Source organism: Pedosphaera parvula Ellin514 (assembly GCF_000172555.1).
Taxonomy (GTDB): domain Bacteria; phylum Verrucomicrobiota; class Verrucomicrobiia; order Limisphaerales; family Pedosphaeraceae; genus Pedosphaera.
Genome location: NZ_ABOX02000097.1, coordinates 1 through 4,891 on the forward strand (window position 1 = coordinate 1; position 4,891 = coordinate 4,891).

A 4,891-nucleotide genomic window follows, 5' to 3' on the forward strand; every position below is an offset into this window, starting at 1 on the left:
CAGAACGGCACTCCGCCTGTTCGAAGCCGAGACCCAACATGTCTGCACCAGCCTCGGCGACAGACCTAAACGTCTTCCGGACCAACTCAGCACGCTTCTACAACCTTTCCTCCGCAACACTTAAAGAGAATTCTCCTCCCGCATGGTGACAAAATATCTCATTGATTTTGGCGGTGTTTCCCAGTCTTCCCATCGTCGCATAGGTCCAGAGCAAACTCTCCGAGCTTCCGGTTCACACCCAAACAACCCGCCTGTACAAAAATAGTTTCCTGACGCCCAACTGCAGTATTTGTTTCTGCTTTGAGCCTTGAACTGTTAATCATTTGCAGTCCTGTTAGCCCATACGCTACGAGCATCAGATTGGGATTATCCACAAGATCACAAAAAATAATTCAGCTATTTGAGGTTGTTCGCATAAGCGTTGGAGCGCCGCCAATTCAATCGGAATAATGGCAGTCGGGCCAACCGCTGTTCGATACAAGACAGAGGCTGAAGCCCAAAACAACTTTACCGAATGCCTCACCTCAGGACTATTCCCATCAGCTCTCGCCAATGCTCGACGAATCTTGATCTTTAATAACAGTCTGGAAAGCCATTTCATTTCTCAACACGCAAGAATCTTCTCCATCTTCTCCACAATTGTCTTCAACCGCTTTTCGACGCTCACTCCCTCGGGACGCCACGCCGGCTCCGCCACCGCCCATCCACTATATCCAATCTCATCCAACGCTTTCATCACGGTCGGCCAATCATTATCTCCCTCCAGATATTCCACTGCCCACGCTTTACGAACGCCCACCGCGTCCTGCTTCTTGCGGCTGTATTCCTTGATATGCAACTTTTGAATGCGCTTGCCCAGAATCCGAATCCATTGCTCGGGATAACCGAAACCAATGATGTTCCCCACATCAAAATGCCAGGCCGCCGCTGAACTCTTGAACTCATCCACATAGCGTGCCGACTCCATGGGACTGAGCAGAAAATGATTCCAGGTGTTTTCGAAACCCATCTTCACTCCCAACTCTTCCGCCAGTGGAATGGCTTTGCGAAGTTCGTCCTGCGTTCTCGTATACGCATCCGCATACGTCATTCTTTCATCCACCGTACCCGGAACAACCAAAATTGAACTCGCCCCATAACGCTTCGCATCGTGCAACGCCTGCATCACCCCGTCCAAGCCCTTTTTACGTTGCTCGGGATTCCCACTCGAAAGCATCCTGCTATGCGCACCACAGGATACAGTTGGAAGCTTCAGGCCTGTCTCTTCGCACGCCTTGAGAACTTCCTCCTGGTCCAAATGACTCGGTGCTTCCACTCCCTCAAAGCCCGCCTCCTTCAGCATCTTGAACTTCTCCAACAGCGAAAACTTGCCCGGAAAGGTGTTCAAAAAATATCCCTTTTTCAGCTCGCGCTTTTTCGGCGACACTGCCTTTCCATCTGCACCATTCGCTACTTCCTGGTCATTTATCATTGGTCATCAGCCCTTCGCAACCAATCAAACCAACCCGCAACATCTCCCTATTCTCCGCCGCCGAAACCTTGCTGGAAAGAATCGCCGGAGCCGCCAAGGCTCCGCCGATAATTGCCGAAGTTTTGATGAAATCACGACGCGAGGTTGTCTGGGTTGGTTTCATGGTTTCCCAGACGCTATCGCATCAGGAAAAGTTTCACAAAGCCAAAATCTTATCCATCTTCTCGGAAATTTGCTTCAATCGCACCGGCAACTCCACTCCCTGCGGCCACCACGCTGGCTCCGCAATCGCCCAACCTTTGTAGCCAACTCCATCCAATGCCTTCATCACCGCCGGCCAGTTGTTGTCGCCTTCCAGATATTCCACCTGGAATCCTTTCCAACGCCCTTCGTCATCGCGCTTCTTCCGACTGTATTCCTTGATGTGCAACTTCTGAATCCGCTTTCCAAGGACCTGTATCCATTGCTCTGGAAACCCATACGCAATCACATTGCCAATATCGAAATGCCAGCCCACCCACGGGCTGTTGAACTCATCCACGTAGCGCGCAGCCTCCAGCGGGCTCAGCAAAAAGTCGTTCCAAACATTCTCAATCGCGATCTTCACCCCGCATTGCTCCGCCATGGGAAGCGCCTTGCGAATCTCCTCTTGCGAACGCTTGTAGGCATCCTCATAGGACACATGCTTGTTCACCGCTCCCGGCACCAGCAGCACCGACGATGCCCCATATTTTTGCGCATCCTGCAACGCCGTCTTCAACCCTTCCACTCCCACGGCGCGCACCGATGGATTCGCATCGGTTAGCGTCTTCGCCCAATGCACCGAATCACACACACTCGCAATCTCCAACCCCGTCGCATCGCGCGCCTTCAACACCTCATCGCGATCCATCCCGCTGTTCGGTTCCACGCCATCGAAGCCCGCGTCCTTGATCATCTTGAATTTATCCATCACCGACGCAGTGCCGCTCACCGTGGCAAACATCAATCCCTTTTTAAGGACCCGTTTCCTGGCCGGAGCCGTCTCTTCCGCCACCAGGCTTGCCGGCGTCAACGATGCCAGTGCCAGCGCACTCCCGCCCAACTTCAAGAAATCCCGTCGGTTAAAAGATGAATTCATTCAGTTCCCATTTCACTCAATTTCTATCCGGCACTCGCAATTCGAAATTCGTCATTCGAAATTTACACGACCTTCGTCTTCCCCGGAATCGCCACTGCCGGTTCCGTCAACTTCACGTCCCAGTCAATCTTCTCCGGCGCCAACACTTCCTGCGAATTCAGCGCCTGATCCCAGGTCACCACTTCGCCGGTATAAGCCGCCATCCGTCCCATGATCGCCACCAACGTGCTATCAGCCATCATCTTTCCGTCATTCATCGGATTGCCGGAACGGATCGAGGCGAAAAATTCATCATGCTCCACTTGGTACATGTTCTTCTGATTCTTAAACAAGTTTTTCCAGGTATTTCCACCCGTAACTTTGAGCTCCTGCGATTGGAACGGAACAATCTTGTAACTCCCCTTCGTTCCCGTACCCCAATCCAGCCCCTCGTTCGCGCAATTCTCCCACTGACGGCACATATGAATCCCCTTCACACCATTCGGATAATCATACACGACCGCGAAATGATCATAAATATGACCAAACTCCGGCTGCGTCCGCACCTGCCGGCCACCCACCGCAATCGCCTTCACCGGCGCCACATCATTCATCACCCAGGCCATCTTGTTGATATTATGAATCGCCTGCTCCACGATATGATCACCCGAAAGCCAGGTGTAATAATACCAGTTCCGCATCTGCGCCTGCATGTCCGTCCAGCCCTCCTGCCGTGGATGGCACCACACCGGGCTCGTATTGTAGGAATTATAAATCGACGTCACATCACCAATCTCGCCGTCGTGAATCCGCTTCACCAACTCCCGCTCACCCTTGCTGTAGCGATAACAAAAACCCGACAGCAGTGAGAGCTTCTTCTTCCTCGCTTCCTCTGCCGAAGCCAGCACCGACCGCACCCCTGGCGCATCCACCGCCACCGGCTTCTCACAAAAAACATGCTTGCCCGCCGCCACCGCCGCCTTCAAATGCATCGGCCGAAATCCCGGCGGCGTCGTCAACAGCACCACATCCACCCCGCTATCAATCACCTTTTGATACGCGTCAAAACCCACGAAACAATGCTCCGGATCCACCTTCACCTTGCTGCCAACATCCTTGTCATCCTTCAACGCCTTCAGGCTCCCTTGCAGACGATCCTCAAACGCATCCCCCATCGCCCACAACACCACATTCTTGTCCGCGTTCAGCGCCTGCGTCGCCGCACCCGTTCCGCGACCGCCGCAACCAATCAGACCAACCTTCAACGTCTCGCCGTTGGTTTCCGCGCCAAAAAGCTTGCCCGGCAAAATCGCCGGAGCCGCCAAGGCGCTGCCAAGAATCGCTGAAGTTTTCAAAAAATCACGCCGTGAAGTAGGCTTATCCATAGGTGTATTCATAAAATTTCTATTCGTTCTGCTCGCGAGCCTTGCAACCGCAAACTCATCGTCAAGGAACCCAGACGCAAGTAAACCAGTAATTCTTCAAAAATAACAGTCCCTAATATTAGGTAGCCCCTAAACCTCTCCCATTTTCCATTTCTGTTCACTTTGGAACATCACTCGAATTTTTACGTCGAATTAGCCCAATTATCTCGCGCTAAGTCGCATTGTCTCGATTCATTCTTTTTTTTCAACCACAAAACCGGGGGCCTCATAACACGCAACAAACAGCAGGCAACACACTGCAACCCGACCTGACAACCTGCAATTTCAGACTTCATTCAAAATTCAAAAAAAATAAAAAGTTGTGCCGCCAGGCCTCGTGCAGATGCAAACTGATACGAGATGCGCCGGCATCCGGACGTCATTCAAGGCGCGACGCAAGAGCATATCCAAAGCGATCTGCGACTGAGGAGCAACGCCGACTGGCACCCGGAGGACCAGCAGATTGGGTCAGGTTGTTTCAGCACGCGGCCTGAACTCCCGTTAGCTCCCGTTAACTCACGGTCCACCGCCGACTCAGCTTCGTAAAAACCACCCAGATCGGTAATCGCTCGAGGACGGGTTAAGTACCCGGGACAGCCCAACCAACCCGCCACTTCCTCGCCACGCGAATACTTGAGCGGGGAGAGGATGTCCAAAGGACAGGTGAGGGGTTCTCCGTTTTGCATTCTGATGTCTGGCTTCCTGACTTTTGTCATCTGCAAATCCTCCAAAAAAATTTTAACCGTTATAAGGCGTTATTTGGCGTTATATACCGTTATCTTCCGTTAGAGCCTTGAATTCGAAACTCGAAATTGGTCATTTGAAATTTCCTTCGTCTTCCAGTCTTCACATTTGGCATTTGAAACTCGCCATTCGAAATTTTCCAAGCCTTCCGAT

At 52.1% G+C, this 4,891-nt stretch carries 5 protein-coding genes; all 5 read right to left on the bottom strand.

Annotation, left to right across the window (positions count from 1 at the left end):
* Positions 1-604: 604 nt before the first annotated feature.
* Positions 605-1,471, bottom strand: coding sequence for a sugar phosphate isomerase/epimerase family protein (locus CFLAV_RS31405; protein ID WP_007418981.1), 867 nt, complete (start codon positions 1,469-1,471; stop codon positions 605-607).
* Positions 1,461-1,634: a twin-arginine translocation signal domain-containing protein gene (locus CFLAV_RS34515; protein WP_007418982.1), complete on the bottom strand. Its 174-nt coding sequence runs from the start codon at positions 1,632-1,634 to the stop codon at positions 1,461-1,463. Before CFLAV_RS34515 ends, CFLAV_RS31405 begins: the two co-directional genes overlap by 11 nt.
* A gap of 33 nt (positions 1,635-1,667) precedes the next feature.
* Positions 1,668-2,591: a sugar phosphate isomerase/epimerase family protein gene (locus CFLAV_RS31410; RefSeq protein WP_007418983.1), complete on the bottom strand. Its 924-nt coding sequence runs from the start codon at positions 2,589-2,591 to the stop codon at positions 1,668-1,670.
* Between the two features lie 62 nt (positions 2,592-2,653).
* On the bottom strand, positions 2,654-3,967 hold the full coding sequence (locus tag CFLAV_RS31415; RefSeq protein ID WP_007418984.1) for a Gfo/Idh/MocA family oxidoreductase: 1,314 nt from the start codon (positions 3,965-3,967) through the stop codon (positions 2,654-2,656).
* Between the two features lie 410 nt (positions 3,968-4,377).
* A complete protein-coding gene (locus CFLAV_RS35330; RefSeq protein WP_150107706.1) occupies positions 4,378-4,680 on the bottom strand; it encodes a hypothetical protein in 303 nt (100 codons plus the stop codon).
* Positions 4,681-4,891: the final 211 nt, after the last annotated feature.

Bases quoted from the DNA above. Each gene is read 5' to 3' on its own strand.
- CFLAV_RS31405 (WP_007418981.1), bottom strand. From the start codon at position 1,471: ATGATAAATGACCAGGAAGTAGCGAATGGTGCAGATGGAAAGGCAGTG.
- CFLAV_RS34515 (WP_007418982.1), bottom strand. From the start codon at position 1,634: ATGAAACCAACCCAGACAACCTCGCGTCGTGATTTCATCAAAACTTCG.
- CFLAV_RS31410 (WP_007418983.1), bottom strand. From the start codon at position 2,591: ATGAATTCATCTTTTAACCGACGGGATTTCTTGAAGTTGGGCGGGAGT.
- CFLAV_RS31415 (WP_007418984.1), bottom strand. From the start codon at position 3,967: ATGAATACACCTATGGATAAGCCTACTTCACGGCGTGATTTTTTGAAA.
- CFLAV_RS35330 (WP_150107706.1), bottom strand. From the start codon at position 4,680: ATGCAAAACGGAGAACCCCTCACCTGTCCTTTGGACATCCTCTCCCCG.